The sequence below is a fragment of the Knoellia subterranea KCTC 19937 genome (assembly GCF_000768685.1).
Lineage (GTDB): Bacteria > Actinomycetota > Actinomycetes > Actinomycetales > Dermatophilaceae > Knoellia > Knoellia subterranea.
This window is the reverse complement of sequence record NZ_AVPK01000004.1, coordinates 57,827-77,287: the sequence shown is the minus strand read 5'-3', so window position 1 is coordinate 77,287 and position 19,461 is coordinate 57,827. Positions and strand designations below refer to the sequence as shown.

Sequence of the window (19,461 nt, the reverse complement as noted above, 5' to 3'; positions counted from 1 at the left end):
CATCTCGAAGTCGGGCGTCAACGCACCTCAGTGCGAGGCCGTTGCCTCCCACGTCCGGAGGTACGACTCAGCCCCGGCCATGAGGTCGTCGACGAGTTCCTGCCCACCGACGAGCCGCAGGTCCTCGACCCAGTCGGGCACCTGCCCGTAGTGGGCGACGCCGTCGACGTTGACGTCCCACGTCCGCTCGCCGGTGGTCTGCCGCGTCAGGACCGACCCACCATCGGCCGACCGGAACGGATAGACCACCGGACCCGCTGCCGACGTTGCTGCACCCTCACGAGGAGCCGGCGTGCCGCCGAAGCCGTTCATGTCCATCCCGAAGCCGTAGCCAACCCCGAACCGGTCCCGCTGCGCCTTCGAGGCCCGCCAGTCCGCGACGAACTGCGTCGTGTCGTGCCCGTACTGCGTCGCGAATCCACCGAGCGCATAGAGCCGCTCCATGTAGGAGGAGTCCATCCAGGAATGCGAACTCAGCGCACCGGCATACCGGTTCTCCTCGAGGATCTGGAGCGCACGACCGGCCGCCTTGCCGGACATGTGGTCGAGCTCGACCATCATGTTGCGCGAGATCATCCCGCGCAGCGCGTACTCACCGAGCGAGGACAACCCGCGCGGATTGCAGTGTGGCCCAGCGGTATACACCGGCAGGATGGCCACCGGGAAGGCGATCGCCAACTCCTTCGGCAGCACCCCCCCGGCCACCGTGTGGTCCGGCACCTCACCGGCCTTGCAGGTCCGCGGGTTCCACCACGTGCCGGTCGTGAGGAACTGCCCGAGGTTGACGATGACGCCCGTCGTGCCCTCGTCGTAGCGCACCCCGCACAGCGCGTTGTCGAACTTGTGGCACAAGAACATCGACGACACCCCGAGCGCCTTGAGCTCATCCAGTCCACGGTCGATCTGCCCCTTCGTGCACGCGGGGATGCCGATCACCTGCTTGCACCCGAACGGCTCCGACGTCTCGACACCAAGGACGACGGCGAGCTTGCCCTGCTCGATCACGGACCGCGCCTGCTCGGGGTTCGTCACGACCCGGAACCAGCCCTTGCCCGCACCGCCGTACTGCGCGTCGACGAACGCCTCGAGCTCGCGGGTCTTCTTCGCCTCGCGCCGGACCGCGTCCATGTCGTTGCACGAGCTGCGGTTCGGCGGGTTGACCACGCCGTTGATCATGCAGAGCCCCGAATTGGAGACGAGGTCGTTGACGAGGACGCGCTGTCCGCCGCGCCAGGCCCGCTCGACCCACTTGTAGTACATCTGCTGGTGCGTGAAGGAGTCGTATGCCGGCCAGAACGAGAACGTGGGCCAGCCCACCGTGTCGTGGCTCGCGAAGGGGTTGCCGCCGAGTCGCGCGTTCGTGAGGTTCTCGATGAGGGCGAGGTTGCCGTTCGGCTTGTGCGCCGGACAGTCCTGGAGCGCCGCCGCGATGCCGTCGACGCTGAACGTCTTGCCACACACCACATTTCCGCCGAAGCCCTCGTCGCTGAACATGTGCGTGTGGGCGTCCACGAGCCCTCGCACCTCGCCTCCGCGCGACCCCGTGAACGGCGCACCCGTCACTCCCACTTGCGAGTCGGGCGTCTGCGGGTTCACCGGTTCCCACCACTTCGGCGCTGCAGCGGTCGCCGCTGTGGAGGCTCCCGTCACCGCGACGAGACCGGCAAGGAGAGCCGCGAGGACGGCATACAGGGAGCGCCGCAGGCGACCGCGACGGGACGGACCAGCAGACGGGACCAAGCGGAAACTCGTCATTGAGACCTCCAGCAGACAGTGGTTACCGAAGCGTAGCCACTTTGGCCGCTAGCGTCGCCCTGTGCACGCGCCACCCGAGGAGACCCCGAGCCAGCACCGCGAGATCCTGCGCCTCGCACTGCCCGCGTTCCTCGCCCTCGTCGCCGAACCGCTCTTCCTCCTCACCGACTCGGCCATCGTCGGACATCTCGGCACTCCGCAGCTCGCCGGCCTCGGGGTCGCGAGCGCGATGCTCCTCACCGCGGCCAACATCTTCGTCTTCCTCGCCTACGGCACAACGTCGGTTGTCGCCCGCCAACTCGGTGCCGGCAACCGCGGCGGCGCCATCGCCGCCGGTGTCGACGGTGCTTGGCTCGCCGTCGGCCTCGGAGCCGTCACGGCCGTCGTCGTCGCCGCGCTCGCCGCGCCCATCTGCCGGCTCTTCGGCGCCTCCCCCGAGGCCCTCGATCACGCCGTCACCTATCTGCGGATCTCGGCCATCTCGATCCCCGCGATGCTCGTCGTCCTCGCGACGACCGGCGTGCTTCGCGGACTCCAGGACACGAAGACCCCTCTCGTCGCGAGTGCCCTCGGCTTCACGAGCAACATCGCCCTCAACCTGCTCTTCGTCTACGGATTCGGTTGGGGCATAGCGGGATCCGCGATCGGCACCGTCATCGCGCAGAGCGGCATGGCCATCGCGCTCGTCGTCGTCCTCATGCGAGAGGCGGGCCGCCACCGCGTCACTCTCCGGGCACATCCCGGACGGATCCTCGGAGCGGCGCGCACCGGCATACCCCTGCTTGTTCGCACTCTGGCGCTGCGCGCGATCCTGCTCGTCACCACTTGGGTTGCGGCCGGGTTGGGCGACGTCCCACTAGCGGCCTACCAGGTGTCGGCGACGATCTGGAGCTTCCTCGTCTTTGCTCTCGACGCCATCGCCATCGCCGCACAGGCCCTCACCGGCAAGGCGCTCGGTGCGGGCGACCTCGTCCGAACCCGTTCTGCCACAACGCTGATGGTGCGGTGGGGCGTGCTGTCCGGCTTCGTCCTCGGGATCGTCGTCCTGCTCCTCCACACGACCCTGCCGCGCCTCTTCACGAGCGACCCCGCGGTGCAGGCGGGCATCACTGCGGCGCTCATCGTCGTGGCCCTGTCCCAGCCCCTCAGCGGCTACGTTTTCGTCATCGACGGCGTCCTCATCGGCGCGGGCGACGGTCGGTGGCTTGCGCGTGCCATGGTGGCGACGTTCGTGGCCTACCTGCCGCTCATCCTCGGCGTCCACCTCATGGGCGACTGGCTGCTGTCCGACAGCGCCGGCGGGGGGACGCGTGGGACGAGCAATGCCGTGACGTGGTTGTGGCTCGCCTTCACCGCGTTCATGGCGATTCGCGGGGTGCTGATGTGGGCCCGCGTGCGCACCGATCGCTGGATGGTCACCGGCGCGATCCGCTGACGCACCGTCTCACGCAGCACCTCACGCGGGTGCTACCGCACCGTAGGTGCTGCGATCACGACACTTACTGTGCGGTAGCACCTGCGGAAGTCAGCTGACGCCGACGGCGGCCTCGCGCCTCGGGTCACCCGCTGCACGCAGCTCACCCGGGAGACCCTCCCCCACATCAGGGCCTCTGTATGCCGCACCCACGCCTCCGAAGTACATCGAGAGGGCGCCGTGGTCGAGTCCCCGCAGCCCGGCGTCCGAGATGGCCGCCTCGATCTCGGCGCGCGCCTCGTGCTCGACGACCGGCTCACCCGACTCGTCGAATCGCACGTGCATGCGCGGCGTCTGGATCGCCTCGTCGAGGTCCGCGCCGGCGAGGCACAGCTGTGAGAGGACCTGCATGAGAGCGGTCGTGATCCGGTCGGCGCCGGGCGAGCCAACGGCCAGCAGACGCCCATCGGCCGCCCGGGCAACCGTCGGCGCCATGTTCGACGCGAGTCGCGTGCCCGGCGTGAGCGCGTGCAGCCCGAGCCGGTTGAGCTCCGGCTCCCCGAGCGCGTTGTTGAGGAGCAGCCCCGTCCCCGGGATCGTCACCCCCGACCCGTAGCCGCTCGACATCGTCACCGCGCACGCCAGCCCGTCGGCATCGACCGCCGAGATGTGCGCCGTCGACGCCGAGGTCGGCAGGCCGGCGAGTCCGTGCCGTTCGACCGACGCGAGGAGAGCGTGCCCGGCCGCGTCGAGGTCGCGCGCGTGGTCGTGGACCCGGAGCCGGTAGGCGAGCACCGCCCGCTGGATCCGCAGGACGTCCGCCCAATTGGGGACGCCGGCTCGGGCGAGCTCGGTGAGCATGACGGCGAGCATCGGCCCGCCGATCGACGGCGGCGGATTGATCGCGACGTCCCAGTCGCCAAGAGTTCGCCGCACCGGTTCGCGCACGACGATCTCGTATGCCGCGAGGTCGGCTTCCGTGATCAGCCCACCGTTCGCGGCCATGTCCCTCGCGAGCGCCCGCCCCAGGTCTCCGGTGGTGAGCAGCGATGCCCCTTCGCGACCCAGAGCCTCGAGCACGTCGGCGAGCGCCGGATTGTGCGCCAGATCGCCTGCCACGAAAGGCGATTCGTCCTCGCGGCGGGTCACGGCCCGCGACCCCTCGTCGTGTCCGAAGAGGTTGTCCTTGACGAGGGCGAGGTAGCGGGCCGAGGCCCCACCGATGGGGTACCCGTCTCGGCACACCTCGACCGACGGACCGACGACGGCGGCCCACGGCACCGAGCCGAAGCGCGCGACGGCAGCCTCACACGCGAGAAGGGCGCCGGGCACGGCAACCGAGCCGTGACCGGCATACATGGTCACTCCCCCGCCGTACTCCGTCACGACCTCGCGCACCCCGCCCCCGAACGCCTCCCGCGGCAGCCCGCGTCCCGGCATGGCGACGTTGCCATCGATGACGACGGGCTCCCCTTCCGCCGGCCAGATCGTGACGTACGCCCCGCCGGCGAGGCTGACGATCCCCGGTTCGGTGCTCATCGCGGCGACAGCTGCAGCGATGGCCGCGTCGACGGCGTTGCCACCCTCGGCGACGACCGTTTGCCCAGCCCTGAGTGACGCCGGCCCGGTCGCCGCGATCGCCACCCGAGGGGCGGAAGTCGTCATGGCTCGCATCCTCCCACCCCGTTCGCCCTGCCTTGTGTGTATGGGACCACGGTGGAACGTGGTCCCACACACACGAGGCGAGGGTGCAGGTGGGTCAGCAGCCGTAGAGGTTCGACCAGATGTGCGTGATCTTGCCGCCGCTCCAGTCGGTGGTGGTCAGATCCTCATTTCCGAGCCACAGGGTCGAGTAGGTCGTGCCGGCCCTGCACGGGCTCACCCAGAGGAGCTGGCCCGAGGGAGAGCGGACGAAGAGGCGCGCCGTCGGCGACAACCCCGCCACGGAGCCCGGCACCCGCGTGTTGGTCTGCCACTTCACCGTGGAACCCGAGCGATGCACCAGGTTGCCGTCCGCCTGCATCGTCAAGGTCTGCACGGGCCGGCCCTGCTGGTCGCCGAAGCGGTTGATCAGTTTGCTGCCGCTCGTGAGGATCGCGCCGGACGGAATCCCGATCCGCGACGTCCCGGACTGCCACACAACACCGCCGGACGCGTTCTGGAGGAGCAGGTTTCCCCACTGGCTGATGGTCGCCTTGACGATGCCGCGGTTGGCGGTGTTCGAGTGCCACAGGAGGTAGCCATTGGCCCGGCGCAGGGCGAGGTCGCCGTTGCAGTAGAGCGCGAGGTAGGTCTTGTCGGTGTTGGACTGGTAGCGACCCGTGGGGTCGTCACGGAACCACGTGTGGGTCGTCCAGTAGTCCGGGCCGTTGGGCCCGTTCATCCACTCCCGCTCCTCGATCTGGAGCATGTCCGAGGTCACGATCAGGCTGTAGTTGCCGTTGACCAGCCGGTCGTTCGTCGTGTGGGCGGTGATCTTGTTGCAGGCGGGCAGGCTCGTGCCCGCAGCGGCGGCTGGAGACGTCGTGAGGGTGAGTGCCGACGCCAGCGACACGAGGGTGGTGAGGGCCGCCGCGGCAACCCTCGAACGAATGCGGGACATGGGGGCTCCGGATCTCGGACGCGGTGATGGGTCGGGAGATTGGACCACGAACGGGCGGGCTCCCGTCGCCGGTAGCGTGACCTGTGTGACCGCTCACCCGCTGGGAATCATCGCCGGAACCGGTTTCTACGACCTCGACGCCCTCGACGACGCGCACACCGAACTCGTCGACACGGCATACGGAACGACGCCGGTGACCCGAGGCACCTGGCACGGCCAGCCCGTCGCGTTCGTCACCCGGCACGGAGCCGGGCACGAGGTGCCTCCCCACCGCGTCAACTACCGCGCCATCATCCGCTCCCTCGCCGACCTCGGCGTCCACGACGTCCTCGCCGTCAACGTCACGGGAGGCATCGACCCGGACCTCGAGGCGGGCGAGATCGTGTGCCTCGACGACTTCCTCGACTTCACGCGTCGACGGGAGGCTACCTTCCACGACGGAACCGGGGCCGAGGGCGTGGTCCACACGGACGTGACGAACGCCTACGACCCGCTGCTGCGACGTGAACTCCTCGACGCCGCGAGCTCGATCGGTCAACCGGTCATCGACGGAGGCGTCTATGTCTGCTTCGACGGGCCCCGCTTCGAGACACCGGCCGAGATCCGGCTCGCCGCGCTCGCGGGCGGCACGGTCGCCGGGATGACCGGCGTCCCGGAGGTGACGCTCGCCGCCGAGGCCGGACTCCGGTATGCCGGTCTCAGCCTCGTCGTGAACCCTGCGGCAGGCGTTCGGCCGGGTGAGCCGATCACCATGGACGATATCTCGGAAGCGTTGGCAGCAGGGGCTCCTCGCGTCCTGGCGATCATCGACGAGTTCGTGCACACCCGGTCGGTCTTCTCTGCGGACGACTCTGCGGAGGACCTCGAGACCGGCGACGTCAACGGCACGGACGAGGTCGACGCGTGAGTCGAGTCGTCCTGCGTGACCTGGCCATCGTGGTGACGGTAGACGCCGACGACTCCGTGCTGCACGACGTGTCGATCGTCGTCGAGGACGGGGTCATCACGGCCATCGGCACGGGCGGTGCCGAGTTCGAGCCGTGCGACGACGACGTCGTCATCGACGGTCGCAGTCGTCTCGCTCTCCCCGGGCTCGTCAACCTGCACACGCACCTGCCGATGACGTTGCTGCGCGGCATCGCCGAGGGCGTCGACCTCCAGGGCTTCCTCGCCCGGGTCTGGGCGGCCGAGGGCGCGGTCATGGACCCCGAGACGGTCGAGCTCGGCGCCACGCTCGGCACCCTCGAGTCGCTGCTCGGCGGCTGCACGACGCAGCTCGACATGTATTTCCACCACGAGGCAGCCCACCGTGGCGCCGTCGCGGCGGGTGCACGGCACGTCGGTGGTCCGACCTTCTTCGACGGTCCGGGACCGGACGGGTTGAGCTGGGACGAACGCATCGCGGGGCTGCGCGCCTGGCCGGAGGTCCTGCACGCGACGGGCGGGCCCGAGGTCCCCGTGGCGGCGATGCCGCACGCGACCTATACGAACTCGGTCGAGCATCTCAGCGAGGTGGCGTCGGTCCTGCGGGAGGTCGCACCCACCGGCATCCTCCACACCCACGTCTCCGAGAACTCGGCCGAGAACGACGACGTCGCCAACCGCTTCGGCGCCACCCCGACCCAGCTGCTCAACCGGGCCGGCTGGTTCCCGACCTCACCCGCCGACGGGCAGCGGATCGTGTTCGGCCACGGGATCCACCTCGGCCCCCAGGACATCGGAGTGATCGAGGGACGTCACGTTGCCGTCGCGCACTGCCCCGCCTCCAACCTCAAGCTGACGTCCGGGGCGCTGGACTGGACACGGTGGCGAGCACACGGCATACGCCTCGGTATCGGCACCGACGGCTGCGCCAGCAGCAACGACCTCGACATGTGGCAGGCGATGCGGCAGGCGGCCCACCTGGCGGCGTTGACCAGCGGACGCCCCGACATCCCGGCGACCGAGATCCTGCGCGCGGCCACGATCGAGGGTGCCCGAGCCCTCGGGATGGACCACCTCATCGGCAGCCTCGAGGTCGGCAAGCGCGCCGACATCGTCCTGCTCGACCTCGACCAGCCGCACCTGACACCCGTCCACGACGTCCCTGCGCTGCTCGTGCACGCGGCGGGGAGGGGCGATGTCAGCGACGTACTCGTGGATGGGAGGATCGTCGTCAGCGAGCGCCGCAGCACGCAGGTGGACACGCCCGAACTCCTCGCCCGGAGTCGCGCGCGGGCTCGCGACGCCGCCGCAGCCGCCACAGCAGTCCAGGAAGACCGATAGATGCGCACCGCCGAGCAGATCATCGCCGAGCACAAGATGAAGCCCATCCCCGGCGAGGGCGCGTGGTTCGTCGAGGGTCCGCGCACGGCGGCACTGTCCTCGATCTACGTCCTGCTCACTGCCGGCGACGACGGCTTCTCGGCCATGCACCGGCTGACGATCGACGAGGGCTGGCAGTGGCTCGAGGGCGCACCAGCCGCACTGTTGCGTCTCGCCGAGAGTCCGCGCCGCAACTACGGATCGCTGACGCTCATGAGCGACAAGCGGCGCAGCATGCTCGTCCGCAAGAACGTCTGGCAGGGCGCCGCCACCATGGGCGACTGGACGCTGCTGTCGTGCTGGTGCTCCCCCTCCTTCCGTCCCGAGCACTTCACGCTCGGGGAGCGAGAGCCGCTCGTGGAGAAATTTCCGGGGTATGCCGCGGAGATCGCGGCGCTGACCCGCACCTGACGCTGTTGTCAGGTTGTGCCATTGCGTGCGCGCTGTTGAGGGCTGCGCGTCACCATCGCAGGCGTGGCGCGCTCGCGGCTGTGGTGTACCTCGCAGTAACGAGCGTGCAACGGTCCCGTCAACTGGATCTCAGGTCGTGATAAGTGCCCTACGATTCGTGGGCATCCTGCACACCCCCAAGGAGTATTTCCATGAAGGCGAAGCCTTTCCTCATCGCGGCCCCCGCCGCCCTTGCCCTCGCTCTCGCCGGTTGTGGCGGCAGTACCGGCAACAGCACTGACGGCAGCTCGACCGCCCCGAAGGATTGCTCCTCGGCGGACGTGTTCTGCATCGGTCTCGTGACCGACACCGGTTCCGTCGACGACAAGTCCTTCAACCAGGCCGCCTGGGAGGGCGTCAAGGCCATGGAGGGCGACGGCGTCCAGACCAAGTACATCGAGACCAAGGACGCGAAGGACTACGCGGCCAACCTCAAGCAGTTCACCGACCAGAAGTACGACGCCATCGTCACGGTCGGCTTCCTCATGACCGAGGCCACGCAGACCGCGGCCAAGGCCAACCCGACCACCAAGTTCATCGGTGTCGACCAGTTCCAGGAGGCCACCGTCGAGAACGTGACCGGCCTGGTCTTCCCCGAGGCCAACGCGGGCTACGCCGCCGGCTACCTCGCGGGCCTGCTCACCAAGACGAACAAGATCGGTGTCGTCCTCGGTCAGGAGATCCCCCCGACCCAGAACTACGCCAAGGGCTACGAGCTCGGCTCCAAGGCCGCCAACCCGAAGATCTCGGTCGCGAAGGTCTACCACCCGGCCGGCGACAACGCCTTCTCCGACTCCCCGTGGGGTGCCGGCGAGGCCAAGAAGATGCTCGCGCAGGGCGCGGACATCATCTTCGGTGCCGGCGGTGGCACGGGCAACGGCGCGCTCGGTGAGGTCGCCAAGACCTCCGGTGCGGGCACCTCGCTCTACTGCATCGGTGTCGACCTCGACCAGTGGGACACCGTCCCCGAGGCGCACCCGTGCCTCGTGACGTCGGCCGAGAAGAAGCTCACGGATGGCACGACCGACCTGCTCAAGCAGGTCAAGGACGGCTCCATCAAGGGCGGCAACTTCAACGGCAAGACCGGTCTCGCCGCGTTCCACGACTTCGACTCCAAGCTCCCGGCCGAGGTCAAGACCAAGGTTGCCGATGTCGTCAAGGGCATCGAGGACGGGACGATCAAGGTCGGCTGACCCGGTGATCTGAACCACCCTGTTCGGATACGCTCCGAGCATGCTTTCCACGGAACGGGCGCCCTCCCCGGAGGGCGCCCGTTCTCCCGTTCCGAACCGTGTCCCCGCACGGTTCACGACTGCAACGGAGAGTCATGGCTGACCCCGACCGCCCGCCGGGCAAAGACGCACCGGCACCCGCCGCGGATCCCGCCCCCGTTGACACCACGAAGGCGGCACCCGTCGTCGCCGAGCGTGGCGCGGCTCCACCTCCGACCGGAGTGCTCGGCTTCCTCGTTCGGCACCAGGCGATCGTCGTGCCGATCATCGCGGTGGTCCTCGCGTTCGTCATCGGCGCGATCCTCATCCGGGCGCAGGGGTTCAACCCGACCTACGCCTACCAGCGACTCTTCACCCGCTCGTTCCTGACGCATGACGGGCTGCTCGCCACGATGCAGAAGACGACGCCGCTCATCCTCGTGGGCCTCGCCGTCGCCATCCCGCTCAAGGTCGGACTCTTCAACATCGGTGGCCAGGGCCAGCTCATGGCCGGTGGCATCGGCGCTGCGTGGGTCGCCTACGCGCTGCGCGACCTGCCGGGCCCCCTCCTCGTCATCGTCGCCATCGTCGTGGGCGTCCTGCTCGGTGCGATGTGGGCCTCGATCGCCGCCCTTCTCAAGACCACTCGCGGAGTGCACGAGGTCATCTCGACGATCATGCTCAACTCGATCGCGGTCGGCCTCATCGACTGGCTCATCAACGGTGGCCCGCTCGCCGACAAGGGCCAGCCCTTCCCGACGTCGCACTCCGTGCCCGAGGGCGCGCGCCTCACGCCGCTCGGCATCCTGCCGTGGGGTCTGCCGGTCGCTCTGATCCTCGCCGTCCTCGTCGCGTGGATGCTCAAGCGGACGACCCTCGGCTTCGAACTGCAGACCGTGGGTCGCAACAAGTTCGCCGCCGGTTATGCCGGAATCTCCACGACGAAGTCGACCCTCATCGCCATGGCCATCTCCGGTGGTCTCGCCGGTCTCGCGGGAGTCTTCGAGCTCCTCCAGATCGACCCCTACCGCTACCAGAACGGCATCGCCGGTTCGCTCGGCTTCGACGGCATCACCATCGCCCTTCTCGCGCGTGGCAATCCGCTCGGCACGATCCCCGCCGCGATCCTCGTCGGCGCGATGCGCGCCGGCGCGCCGTCGCTCCAGTTCGAGCTCGGCATCCGCCCCGAGATCGTCGACGTCCTCCTCGCCATCACGCTGCTCATGGTGTCGCTGCCCGTCATCGCGAAGTGGATCTTCCGACGACACGCCACCAAGCAGACGCAGCTCGCCGGAAGCTGGGGTGCCTGACATGGAGTGGCTCTCGCGCAACAAGATCTGGGTCGGCACCGCCGCCCTCGTCCTCATCGGCGCCTATGCGTTCTACGCCGTGAACTCCAACATCGCCGTGTCGATGTTCTCCTACGCCTGGTTCCTCGCGGTACCCCTCGTGCTCGGCGCCATGGTCGGTGTCATCGGCGAGCGGTCCGGTGTCGTCAACATCGGCATCGAGGGCCAGATGCTCGTCGGCGCGTTCGCCGGCTTCTTCGCGGCGGCGGCGACCCAGTCGATCGTCGTCGGCGTCATCGTCGGTGCCCTCTCCGGCATCGCGATGGGCGCGTTCCTCGCGTTCTCGACGGTCGTCGGCCAGCTCGACCAGATCATCGCCGGTGTCGTCATCAACATCGTTGCCACCGGCATCACGTCGTTCTACTTCGAGTCCGGCAAGACGATCCCGCGTGGTCTGCCGAACTTCGACGTGCCGCTGCTGAGCAAGATCCCGCTCATCGGGCCGGTGTTCTTCTCGGATGGACCGATCGCGCTCTTCGCGCTCATCATCGTCTTCGTCCTGCACTTCCTGCTCTTCAAGACGCGCTGGGGTCTGCGCACGCGCGCCGTCGGTGAGTACCCGTCGGCCGCCGACACCGCCGGCATCAACGTCATCGCGCTGCGTCTCTTCAACGTCACCGCGGCCGGCATCCTCGCCGGACTCGCGGGCACGTACCTCTCGATGGAGGCGACGAGCACCTTCGAGCGCGGGATGAGCTCGGGCCGAGGCTTCCTCGCCCTCGCCATCCTCATCTTCGGTGCGTGGCGTCCGATGCGGGCGCTGGCGGCGGCACTGTTCTTCGGCTTCATGCAGTCGCTGGCCTCACAGCTCCAGGCGAGCGACGTCGTCAACATCCCGCAGCAGTTCATCAACCTGCTCCCCTACGTGCTCACGCTCGTCGTCCTCGCAGCGGCAGCCGGTCGCGTGAGGGCACCGGGTGCCGTGGGCCAACCGTTCGTGAAGGGTGACTGACCATGACCGACAACGGCGAGCAGACGGCATACACCGAAGGGCCGAAGGCCCCCGCGGGCGGTGACCGCGAGACGCTCCTCGAGATCACGGGCCTGTCGAAGTCGTTCGGCACGGTGCACGCCAACCGCGACATCTCCCTGCGGGTCGACCGGGGCGAGATCGTCGCGCTCCTCGGCGAGAACGGCGCCGGCAAGTCGACGCTGGTGAAGCAGATCTTCGGCCTCATCACGCCCGACGCCGGGACGATCTCGATCAAGGGCGACGCGACGAAGATCAAGGACCCCAAGGACGCGATCCGGCGCGGCATCGGCATGGTGCACCAGCACTTCCAACTCGTGCCGGTCATGACCGTTGCCGAGAACATGATGCTCGGCCACGAGACCGTCAAGGGTGGTGTGCTCGACCTCGATGGCGCCCGGCAGATGGTGCGCGAACTGTCGACCAAGCACAAGCTCTCCGTCGACCCCGACGCCGAGATCGAGGACCTGCCCGTCGGCACGCAGCAGCGCGTCGAGATCCTCAAGGCCCTCTCGCGCAAGGTCGACCTGCTCATCCTCGACGAGCCGACCGCCGTGCTCACGCCGCAGGAGACCGACGAGCTGCTCGGTGTCATGAAGGAGCTCGCGGCCGGTGGCACGTCGATCGTCTTCATCACGCACAAGCTGCGTGAGGTGCTCGCCGCGGCCGACCGCTGCTACGTGCTGCGCCAGGGCCAGGTCGTCGGCGGCGTCGATGACCTCACGTCGACGACGACGAGCGACCTCGCCTCGATGATGGTCGGTCGCGACGTCGTCCTGCGCGTCGACAAGGCCGAGGCGACGCCCGGCGACACGGTGCTGTCGATCAAGGGCCTCCAGGTCCGCGACGACCGCGGCCTGCCGGCCGTCGACGGGTTCGACCTCGACGTGCGCGCCGGCGAGATCGTCGGGTTGGCCGGTGTCGAAGGCAACGGCCAGCGTGAGCTCGTGGAGTCGATCGCGGGGATGCGCCCTTCGATCGGTGGCACGGTCTCGCTGGCCGGTGAGGACATCACCCGGTCCAACGCGCGCGACACCAACAACGCCGGCGTCGGGCATGTGCCCGAGGACCGCGAGAAGCACGGCATCGTCGGCGGCTACTCCATCGCCGACAACCTCGTGCTCAACCGCTACGACGAGGAGCCGTTCGCGCATGGCTTCCGTCGGGACTTCGGGGCGGTGCGTGAGCACGCGGTCGAGCTGCGCGAGGAGTTCGACATCCGCTCGCCCGACGTCGAGGCGCCCGCCGGGTCGCTCTCGGGCGGCAACAAGCAGAAGGTCGTCGTGGCCCGCGAGATGTCGGCCAAGCCTCAGCTCCTCATGGCCGCGCAGCCAACCCGTGGTGTCGACGTCGGCTCGATCGAGTTCATCCACCGGCGCATCGTCGAGGCCCGCGACGCGGGTGCGGCCGTGCTGCTCGTGTCGGCCGAGCTCGACGAGATCCTGTCGCTGTCGGACCGGATCGCCGTGATCCACGGCGGCAAGGTGGTCGCCGAGGTCGCCGGCAAGGATGCCGACCGCACCGAGATCGGCCGCCTCATGGCCGGAGACTCCGACCACCACTGACCGGCCCCACGCCACGCCAGTCCCAACTTTCCCGCCGGAAGTGGGTTCCTCTCGGTTCGCTTGATCGCCGCGGTCAAGCGAACCGAGAGGTTCTCTCCGGATCGCCCCGACTGGGCGGCCATGGCGTGCCGTGGCGCACACCCTACGGACTCGTAACTTACGGGAACGTAGGTTACGCTCGCGTATGTGACCGCAACCCTTCCACGCACCGCGACGACCCGGCATACGCCTCGTCCTTCCCGGCTCACCGGGCTGCTTGACGGGGTGCGCAAGGTTGCCGAGGCACTGGCGACGCCGCTCGTGCCGGGCGACTACCTCGACCTCCTCGACCCGATGCGAGCCGGCGCCGACCTGCGCGGCCGGATCGTGTCCATCACCGCCGAGACCGCCGACTCGGCCACCCTCACCATCCGGCCCGGGCGGGGATGGGCTGGGCACGTGCCAGGGCAGTACGTCCGGATCGGCATCGACATCGACGGCGTCCGCCACTGGCGCGCCTACTCACTGACGCACGGCGACGGCACGCCCGACGACCTCATCTCGATCACCCCCAAGGCCATCCCCGACGGCGTCGTGAGCAACCACCTCGTCCACATGGCCCAGCCCGGCACGGTCGTGATGCTCGACCAGGCGGCCGGCGACTTCACGCTACCGGAGGTGCTTCCGGAGCGACCCCTGTTCATCACCGCCGGGTCCGGCGTCACCCCCGTCATCGGCATGTTCCGCAACCACCTGGGCTCGCTGCGCGATGTGGTCCACGTGCACTGCGCGCCGACCGAATCCGCGGTGATGTTCCGGGACGAACTTCGCGGGTATGCCGCCGCGAGCCGGCTCACGCTGCACGAGAACCACGACAACGTGGCCGGGATCCTCTCGCTCACCTCGCTCGACGAGCTCGTCCCCGACTGGCGCGAGCGCGAGACGTGGGTGTGCGGTCCGACCGGTCTGCTCGATGCCGCCGAATCCCATTGGGCGACAGCGGGACTCGCCGACCAGCTGCACGTCGAGCGGTTCCGCACCAGCGTCGTCGAACCGGGCGAGGGCGGCACCGTGACGTTCGACAGGGCGTCCGTCACCGTCGACGCCGACGGAGCCACCCCCATCCTCGACGCCGGCGAAGCGGCTGGTGTCCTCATGCCGAGTGGGTGCCGCATGGGCATCTGTTTCGGCTGCGTCGTGACGATGCGGGAGGGTGCGGTCCGCGACCTGCGCTCCGGCGAGATCACGACGACCGACGAGAACTCCGGCGACGTCCGGATCCAGACCTGCGTCAACGCCGCCGCCGGCCCCTGCCACCTCGACCTCTGACCCCCGACAACCTGCCTTGTGTGTATGAGCCCACGCCCTGGCGTGGCGTCATACACACAAGGCGAGAGTGAAGGAGACCACCACCATGACTTTGGCACCTGAGCGCACCACCAGCACCGACAGCACTGCCACGGGCCCGCTGCCCAGCACCGAGAACCCGAACATGCCGGCGCCCGGCACTGTCAACTCGCGCCTGTCCGTGACGAGCGCCGAGCCGCGCCCGCAGCGGCCCGAGTTCAAGAAGTCCGGCCGCCCCAACCCCGCCGCACACCTCACCCCAGAGCAGATCGAGGAGATCGGGCACGAGCTCGACGCGATCCGTGCGGAGGTGATGGAGTCCCGGGGAGCCAGCGACGCGGCATACATCCGCAAGGTCATCAAGACCCAGCGCTACCTGGAGATGGGCAGCCGAGCTGCGCTCCTCTTCTCCGGCGTGAAGTACAAGGGCGTCCGTCCGTTCTGGTGGATCGGCACGGCCGGCCTCGGCGTCTCCAAGATCCTCGAGAACATGGAGATCGGGCACAACGTCATGCACGGCCAGTGGGACTGGATGCGCGACCCCAAGATCCACTCGACCGCGTGGGAGTGGGACAACGCCTCCCCGTCGAGCCAGTGGAAGCACAGCCACAACGAGATCCACCACACGTTCACCAACGTGCTCGGGCGCGACAACGACCTCGGCTACGGGATCCTGCGCGTCGACGAGGACCAGAAGTGGACGCTCTTCTACCTCTTCCAGCCGATCTGGCACGTCGCCAACGCGGCGATCTTCGAGTACTCCATCGCGGCCTACGACCTCGAGCTCGGCGGCTACCTCGCCAAGCGCAAGCGTCTCTCCGACGAGGACAAGGCCGAGTTCCGCAAGAACGCACAGGAGGTCGTCGCCAAGATCAAGCGGCAGGCGACCCGCGACTACGTCCTCCACCCCGCACTGGCGGCCGCAACGTTCACCGGGTCCACGCGGCATACCCTCACCGCCAACATCGTCGCCAACCTCATCCGCAACGTCTGGACCAACACGGTCATCATCTGCGGCCACTTCCCGCCCGACATCGAGACGTTCGAGAAGACGTCGATCGAGGGTGAGACGCGCGGCGAGTGGTACCTCCGGCAGATGCTCGGCTCCGGCAACATCCACGGGTCCAAGGCGATGCACGTCATGACCGGCAACCTCAGCCACCAGATCGAGCACCACCTCTTCCCGGACATGCCGAGCAACCGCTATGCCAAGATCGCTCCGAAGATCCGTGACCTCATGGAGCGCCACGACCTGCACTACGTGACCGGGTCGCTGCCCAAGCAGGTGGCGAGCGTCTACTGGAAGGTCGTCGAGCTGTCGCTGCCGCCCAAGCGTGAGGGCACGACCCGGCGCGCGACGATCCTGCGCGCCGCCAAGAGGGCCATCAAGGGCAAGGGCGGTCAGGGCCGCCGCTACTGAGGTGAGCGGCCAGCGCCCGTCGAGGGGTGGGAACGTGATGGGTCCGGAGGGCTACGAAGCCTCCGGACCCTTCACGTACTCGCATGGGGAGCAAAAGTTGGGGCCGGGCACCCGTCATACTTGACCCACCAGGGATGTTGTCCCGGGGAGCTACTCGTCACGGCGAGTGACCTCAGTCAACCCCCATACCCACAGGTCCACTGCGCGGATGGAGGCACACATGCTCGTGATCGTGACGCTGCACTTCGTCGCGGCCGCGCTCGCCCCCGTCCTCGTCCGGCGCATCGAACGACGCGCGTTCTGGGTCCTCGCACTCATCCCGTTCGGGTCGTTCCTGTGGCTGCTCGCGCCGGCGCAGCGGGCCTTCGACGGCGACGTCCGCACCGAGCGGATCCCGTGGATCCCCACGATCGACCTGCACCTCGACTTCGCGCTGACGCCCCTCAACGCCGTGATGGCGCTCATCGTCACCGGGGTCGGGGCGCTCGTGCTGGCCTATTGCCGGTGGTACTTCCGAGAGGGCGACCTCGAGTTGTGGCGCTTCTCGGCGGTGCTCACCGGGTTCGCAGGGTCGATGCTCGGGCTCGTCGTCTCCGACAACCTCTACATCCTCTTCGTCTTCTGGGAACTGACGACGATCCTGTCGTTCCTCCTCATCGGTCACAACCCGGAGCGCAAGGCCAACCGTCGCGCCGCGATGAACGCCCTCATCGTGACGACCTTCGGCGGACTCGTCATGCTCATAGGCCTCTTCCTGCTCGGGCACGAGGCCGGCACCGCGCGCGTCTCCGAGATCCTCGCCGACCCGCCGCAGGGCACGACCACGACGATCGCCGTCCTCCTCATCCTCGTCGGGGCGATCAGCAAGTCGGCGCTCGTGCCATTCCACTTCTGGCTGCCCGGCGCCATGGCCGCACCAACCCCCGTGAGCGCCTATCTCCACGCCGCGGCGATGGTCAAGGCCGGCGTCTTCCTCGTCGCGCTGCTCGCGCCTGCGTTCTCCGACATCCCGGGCTGGCGGCCGCTCCTCCTCGCCACCGGCACCGTCACGATGATCATCGGCGGGCTGCGTGCGCTGCGTCAGTACGACATCAAACTGCTCCTCGCCTACGGCACCGTCAGCCAGCTCGGATTCCTCATCGCGGTCGTCGGGGCCGGCACGCGCGCGGCGACGTTCGCGGGCCTCGCGCTCGTCCTCGGTCACGCCCTCTTCAAGTCCACCCTCTTCCTCGTTGTCGGCGTCATCGACCGTGCGACCGGCACGCGTGACCTGCGCGAGCTCACGGGCCTCTACCGCTCCCTCCCCGTCCTGTTCGTCGCTGCAGTCCTTGCCGCCGCATCGATGGCCGGACTCCCCCCGCTCCTCGGCTTCACCGCGAAGGAGGCCGCGCTCGCGGCGTACCTCGACCTCGGTCACGACGCCGACCTCGGTGCGTGGGGTGTGGTCGCACTCGTCGGGCTCGTCGTCGGCGCGACGCTGACCGTGGCCTACACAGCGCGCTTCGTGTGGGGCGCGTTCGGTGTCCGCAACGTCGAGGCGCGTCCGGTCACCCCGCAGCGCGTGGGCTTCGTCGTGGCGCCGGTGCTGCTGGCCGGGTTGTCGCTCGTCGGTGGCTTCGCGGGTGGTTTCCTCACGCCACGACTGATGGCGTATGCCGGTGAGTTGCCTTCCGGAGCCCACGCACCCCAGCTGACGCTGTGGCACGGCTTCACCCCGGCCCTCGGCCTGTCGGCCCTGGCCATCGCGGGCGGCCTGCTCCTGTGGATCGGGCGTCGGGCAGTGGCGTCGGCCCAGCGGCGGGTCGTCGAGGGTTTGCACCTGCCGGAGGCCGAGGTCGTCTATCACGCGATCATCCGAGGGGTGGATCGGCTCTCGATCGAGGTCACCGGTCGCACCCAGCGCGGTTCGCTGCCCGTCTATGTCGGCATCATCCTCGTCGTCCTCGTGACGATCCCCGGCATCGCCCTCGTGCAGGCGTGGGACGAGGTGAACCTGCGTGGACCCGACAACCTCCTCCAGGTCGCGATCGTCCTCGTCGTGTCACTGGCAGCGGTCATGACGGTCCGGTCCCGCCGCCGGTTGCGCGCCGTCCTGCTCCTCGGCATCACGGGATATGGCACGGCACTGCTCTTCGTGGCACACGGCGCCCCCGACCTCGCCCTGACGCAGGTGCTCGTCGAGACGTTCTCCGTCGTCACGTTCGTCCTTGTCATGCGCCGGCTCCCCCCGTTCTTCTCGTCGCGGCCGTTCACTGCCGCCCGTCGGATTCGGGTCGCGGTGGGTGTCCTCGTCGGTCTGGCGGTCGGTGGCTATGCCCTGGTGGCGGCCAACGCTCGCACGGCACGGCCCGTTGGTGAGGAGTTCGCCGGTCCTGCCCACGACTACGGCGGCGGCAACAACATCGTCAACGTGACCCTTGTCGACATCCGGGTCTGGGACACCTTCGGCGAGATCTCGGTGCTCGTCGTCGCGGCCACCGGTGTCGCCAGCCTGATCTTCCTGCTCACCGACCGCGCGACGTCCCACCGTGAGACCCGGCGCAAGCGCGTCGAGGCGAGCCCGGGGTGGCTGCGCGGGGCCGGACTCATTGCCGACCGTCGTCGCTCGGTCGTCTTCGAGATCGTGACCCGGATCGTGTTCCCGGTGCTCATGATCTTCTCGATCTACCTGACCTTCGCCGGGCACAACCTGCCCGGAGGCGGTTTCGCGGGAGGTCTCATCGCCGGCCTGGCCCTCATGGTGCGCTACCTCGCCGGTGGGCGGGCCGAGCTCGACTCGGCCGCACCCATCGACGCCGGTGCGGTGCTCGGCGGCGGCCTCGTCATCGCCGCCGTGTCCGGGATCGTGCCGGCACTGTTGGGGCACAACGCCTTCCAGAGCGGCATCTTCGACGTGCCCACCGGACTCTTCGGCTACGAGGTCCACCTCGTGACGTCGCTCTTCTTCGACCTCGGCGTCTATCTCGTCGTCGTCGGCCTCTCCCTCGACGTCCTGCGCAGCCTCGGCGGCGGCATCGACAAGCAGGGTGAGGAGAGCGGCGAGGTCGACACCGACACCGGAGAGGTGGCCATCGCATGACCACCCCACGACGACG

14 protein-coding genes are annotated in these 19,461 nt (G+C 68.7%); 11 read left to right on the top strand and 3 right to left on the bottom strand.

Going from position 1 to position 19,461, the window contains the following annotated elements; genetic code table 11:
- Positions 1-27 precede the first annotated feature (27 nt).
- Positions 28-1,755, bottom strand: a complete 1,728-nt coding sequence (locus tag N803_RS08135) for a dipeptidase (protein ID WP_245617106.1) — start codon at positions 1,753-1,755, stop codon at positions 28-30.
- Between the two features lie 61 nt (positions 1,756-1,816).
- On the opposite strand from N803_RS08135, the gene N803_RS08130 reads away from it, so the two are divergent.
- A complete protein-coding gene (locus tag N803_RS08130) occupies positions 1,817-3,190 on the top strand; it encodes an MATE family efflux transporter (protein WP_035904125.1) in 1,374 nt (457 codons plus the stop codon).
- Positions 3,191-3,280: 90 nt separating this feature from the next.
- Here N803_RS08130 and N803_RS08125 read toward each other — a convergent pair whose 3' ends face one another.
- Together N803_RS08125 and N803_RS08120 are read right to left on the bottom strand one after the other, a co-directional pair.
- Complete coding sequence (locus N803_RS08125) at positions 3,281-4,834, bottom strand: gamma-glutamyltransferase (RefSeq protein WP_035904122.1); 1,554 nt, start codon at positions 4,832-4,834, stop codon at positions 3,281-3,283.
- A gap of 94 nt (positions 4,835-4,928) precedes the next feature.
- A complete protein-coding gene (locus N803_RS08120; protein WP_035904119.1) occupies positions 4,929-5,771 on the bottom strand; it encodes a hypothetical protein in 843 nt (280 codons plus the stop codon).
- Positions 5,772-5,856: 85 nt separating this feature from the next.
- On the opposite strand from N803_RS08120, the gene N803_RS08115 reads away from it, so the two are divergent.
- The 10 genes from N803_RS08115 (at position 5,857) to N803_RS08070 (ending at position 19,445) form a co-directional block, all read left to right on the top strand.
- The gene (locus tag N803_RS08115) at positions 5,857-6,678 is read left to right on the top strand and encodes an S-methyl-5'-thioinosine phosphorylase (RefSeq protein WP_035904118.1); all 822 of its coding nucleotides are present in this window, start codon (positions 5,857-5,859) and stop codon (positions 6,676-6,678) included.
- Entirely contained in the window at positions 6,675-8,036 is a 1,362-nt protein-coding gene (locus N803_RS08110; RefSeq protein WP_052112055.1) for an amidohydrolase family protein, read from the top strand. The genes N803_RS08115 and N803_RS08110 overlap by 4 nt, the downstream gene beginning before the upstream one ends.
- Positions 8,037-8,486: a cupin domain-containing protein gene (locus N803_RS08105; protein ID WP_035904117.1), complete on the top strand. Its 450-nt coding sequence runs from the start codon at positions 8,037-8,039 to the stop codon at positions 8,484-8,486. It begins immediately after the preceding gene.
- Positions 8,487-8,677: 191 nt separating this feature from the next.
- The gene (locus N803_RS08100) at positions 8,678-9,718 is read left to right on the top strand and encodes a BMP family lipoprotein (RefSeq protein WP_035904115.1); all 1,041 of its coding nucleotides are present in this window, start codon (positions 8,678-8,680) and stop codon (positions 9,716-9,718) included.
- Between the two features lie 134 nt (positions 9,719-9,852).
- The gene (locus N803_RS08095; protein WP_052112054.1) at positions 9,853-11,046 is read left to right on the top strand and encodes an ABC transporter permease; all 1,194 of its coding nucleotides are present in this window, start codon (positions 9,853-9,855) and stop codon (positions 11,044-11,046) included.
- A 1-nt stretch (position 11,047) separates the two neighbouring features.
- Positions 11,048-12,037 carry an ABC transporter permease gene (locus N803_RS08090; RefSeq protein WP_035904114.1) on the top strand — a complete coding sequence of 330 codons (990 nt, stop codon included), beginning with the start codon at positions 11,048-11,050 and terminating at the stop codon, positions 12,035-12,037.
- Between the two features lie 2 nt (positions 12,038-12,039).
- Positions 12,040-13,620, top strand: a complete 1,581-nt coding sequence (locus N803_RS08085; protein WP_035904112.1) for an ABC transporter ATP-binding protein — start codon at positions 12,040-12,042, stop codon at positions 13,618-13,620.
- Between the two features lie 186 nt (positions 13,621-13,806).
- Positions 13,807-14,928: a ferredoxin reductase gene (locus N803_RS08080; RefSeq protein ID WP_211253482.1), complete on the top strand. Its 1,122-nt coding sequence runs from the start codon at positions 13,807-13,809 to the stop codon at positions 14,926-14,928.
- Between the two features lie 85 nt (positions 14,929-15,013).
- Complete coding sequence (locus N803_RS08075) at positions 15,014-16,366, top strand: fatty acid desaturase family protein (RefSeq protein ID WP_035904111.1); 1,353 nt, start codon at positions 15,014-15,016, stop codon at positions 16,364-16,366.
- Between the two features lie 208 nt (positions 16,367-16,574).
- Positions 16,575-19,445, top strand: coding sequence for a Na+/H+ antiporter subunit A (locus N803_RS08070; RefSeq protein ID WP_245617104.1), 2,871 nt, complete (start codon positions 16,575-16,577; stop codon positions 19,443-19,445).
- Positions 19,446-19,461: the final 16 nt, after the last annotated feature.

Excerpts from the sequence above, each read along its gene's own strand:
- N803_RS08135 (WP_245617106.1), bottom strand. The coding sequence starts at position 1,755 with ATGACGAGTTTCCGCTTGGTCCCGTCTGCTGGTCCGTCCCGTCGCGGT.
- N803_RS08125 (WP_035904122.1), bottom strand. The coding sequence starts at position 4,834 with ATGACGACTTCCGCCCCTCGGGTGGCGATCGCGGCGACCGGGCCGGCG.
- N803_RS08120 (WP_035904119.1), bottom strand. The coding sequence starts at position 5,771 with ATGTCCCGCATTCGTTCGAGGGTTGCCGCGGCGGCCCTCACCACCCTC.
- N803_RS08105 (WP_035904117.1), top strand. The coding sequence starts at position 8,037 with ATGCGCACCGCCGAGCAGATCATCGCCGAGCACAAGATGAAGCCCATC.
- N803_RS08100 (WP_035904115.1), top strand. The coding sequence starts at position 8,678 with ATGAAGGCGAAGCCTTTCCTCATCGCGGCCCCCGCCGCCCTTGCCCTC.
- N803_RS08095 (WP_052112054.1), top strand. The coding sequence starts at position 9,853 with ATGGCTGACCCCGACCGCCCGCCGGGCAAAGACGCACCGGCACCCGCC.
- N803_RS08090 (WP_035904114.1), top strand. The coding sequence starts at position 11,048 with ATGGAGTGGCTCTCGCGCAACAAGATCTGGGTCGGCACCGCCGCCCTC.
- N803_RS08085 (WP_035904112.1), top strand. The coding sequence starts at position 12,040 with ATGACCGACAACGGCGAGCAGACGGCATACACCGAAGGGCCGAAGGCC.
- N803_RS08075 (WP_035904111.1), top strand. The coding sequence starts at position 15,014 with ATGACTTTGGCACCTGAGCGCACCACCAGCACCGACAGCACTGCCACG.
- N803_RS08070 (WP_245617104.1), top strand. The coding sequence starts at position 16,575 with ATGGAGGCACACATGCTCGTGATCGTGACGCTGCACTTCGTCGCGGCC.